Source organism: Vibrio sp. 10N.222.48.A3, assembly GCF_041475345.1.
Taxonomy (GTDB): domain Bacteria; phylum Pseudomonadota; class Gammaproteobacteria; order Enterobacterales; family Vibrionaceae; genus Vibrio; species Vibrio tasmaniensis_A.
On sequence record NZ_JBFRVX010001270.1, the window covers coordinates 1 to 2,306 of the forward strand.

The 2,306-nt window shown below is 45.3% G+C and carries 2 protein-coding genes; both read left to right on the forward strand.

Annotated elements, in window-relative coordinates; translation table 11 throughout:
- Nucleotides 1-157 precede the first annotated feature (157 nt).
- On the forward strand, nt 158-1,198 hold the full coding sequence (locus AB4653_RS25600) for a PAS domain-containing sensor histidine kinase (protein WP_009848556.1): 1,041 nt from the start codon (nt 158-160) through the stop codon (nt 1,196-1,198).
- A gap of 33 nt (nt 1,199-1,231) precedes the next feature.
- A partial coding sequence (locus tag AB4653_RS25605) for a sigma-54-dependent transcriptional regulator (RefSeq protein ID WP_372105629.1) occupies nt 1,232-2,306 on the forward strand: 1,075 nt, incomplete at its 3' end.

Consider the following 2,306-nt stretch of genomic DNA (forward strand, 5'->3'; position numbering starts at 1 on the left):
AGCATTTTAGCATTTTAGCTTTTTGGCAACTTTAGCTAAACGAACAGATAAACCATAGTCGAGTTGTTGCTTGCTTAACTATGTGATAAATATAGCAAATAGCCTGACTTGTGTTGTACATGTCAGGCTGTTTTAGTATTTGAGGCAAATTTTTGACATGCACCTATCTAACGAACCAGAAAATCAATCACATCTAGATTCTGTTGAGCAACAGGTTGAGCGCTATAAGCAAGTGCTCGATGTTATGCCTGCGGGGGTCATCTTGTTAGATACACATGGTGAAGTGAGAGAAGCGAATCCTGAAGCACACCGTATTCTCGGGGTTGAGTTGGTTGGCGAGAAATGGTTTTCGGTAATACAAAATGCCTTTGAACCAAGGGACGATGATGGGCATGAGATCTCATTGAAGAATGGGCGAAAAGTGCGCTTAGCGATTTCAGCCTCGACTACAGGTCAGCTTATTTTGATTACAGACCTGACAGAAACCCGCCTACTGCAGTCTCGTGTGAGCGATCTTCAGCGTTTATCTTCACTCGGAAGAATGGTCGCTTCGCTTGCCCATCAGGTTCGCACGCCGCTTTCTAGTGCGATGCTGTATGCATCAAACCTTGCCGCGCCAAATTTGCCGCCGGCAACAAAAACGCGTTTTCAATCTAAGCTGATGGATAGGTTGCATGATTTAGAGAAACAAGTGAATGACATGCTGTTGTTTGCCAAAGGTGGCGACAACAAGGTGGTTAAGCCATTCACCATCGCGGAACTCATCATTGAGTTTCATCCTATGGTGGAGGCTGCGTTAAAAAGCAACCAGATTGATTATTGTCAGGAAGTTGAAGATGAAAAGACTCAAATGTTTGGCAACGCCAATGCTATCGCTTCTGCTTTAAGTAACCTAGTTTTGAACGCGGTTCAAATTGCTGGCAAGAAATCGCAGATTGATGTGTTTTTTAGACCCGTAAACGGTGAACTTAAGATATCAGTGCAAGACAGTGGCCCCGGAGTGCCTAAAGAACTACAAGGTAAGATTATGGAACCTTTCTTTACCACTCGTTCTCAAGGCACAGGTCTAGGTTTAGCGGTTGTACAAATGGTATGCCGAGCACATGAAGGTCGACTGGAATTGATATCAGAAGAGGGTGACGGCGCATGCTTTACCATGTGTCTACCGTTGGAAAGAAGCTCTTCTTCTGAAGACTAATAAGTTTTAACTGAATTTACACTGGAGAATCCTATGGCTCAAAGCAAAGTGTTAATCGTCGAAGATGATGAAGGTCTACGCGAAGCCCTTGTCGATACACTCGCGCTTGCTGGTTACGAATGGCTGGAAGCGGATTGTGCGGAAGATGCTCTGGTAAAATTGAAATCAAACTCTGTTGATATCGTGGTCTCTGATGTACAGATGGCCGGTATGGGCGGTTTAGCATTGCTAAGAAACATCAAGCAGCATTGGCCAAATCTTCCGGTTCTATTGATGACGGCCTATGCCAACATTGAAGATGCGGTCGCGGCAATGAAAGAAGGCGCTATCGATTACATGGCAAAGCCATTTGCTCCAGAAGTGCTGTTAAACATGGTGAGCCGTTACGCTCCCGTAAAGTCGGATGACAATGGCGATGCTATCGTTGCCGATGAGAAAAGTATCAAACTAATGATGCTGGCTGACAAGGTGGCTAAAACCGATGCCAACGTGATGGTGCTAGGGCCAAGTGGTTCTGGTAAAGAGGTCATGTCTCGCTATATTCATAACGCTTCGAGCCGTAAAGACGGTCCGTTTGTTGCGATTAACTGTGCCGCGATTCCAGATAACATGTTGGAAGCGACACTGTTTGGCTACGATAAAGGTGCGTTTACCGGTGCGATTCAAGCTTGCCCTGGTAAATTTGAACAAGCTCAAGGTGGTACTATTTTGTTGGATGAGATCAGTGAAATGGATCTTAGCCTACAAGCGAAACTATTGCGCGTATTGCAGGAGCGCGAAGTTGAACGTCTTGGTAGCCGCAAGAGCATCAAATTGGATGTCCGTGTTCTAGCAACCAGTAACCGCGACCTAAAACAGTATGTTTCTGAAGGGAATTTCCGTGAAGATTTATACTACCGACTGAATGTATTTCCAATTACTTGGCCAGCGCTGTGTGAACGTAAAGGTGATATTGCGCCGCTTGCGAAACATTTGGTGGAACGTCATTGCACCAAACTAGGAATGCCTGTTCCTGTTCTGTCTGAGCAAGCCATTAGTAAACTCGTCAATTATCCGTGGCCGGGAAATGTGCGTGAACTGGATAATGTCGTGCAGCGCGCTCTAATTT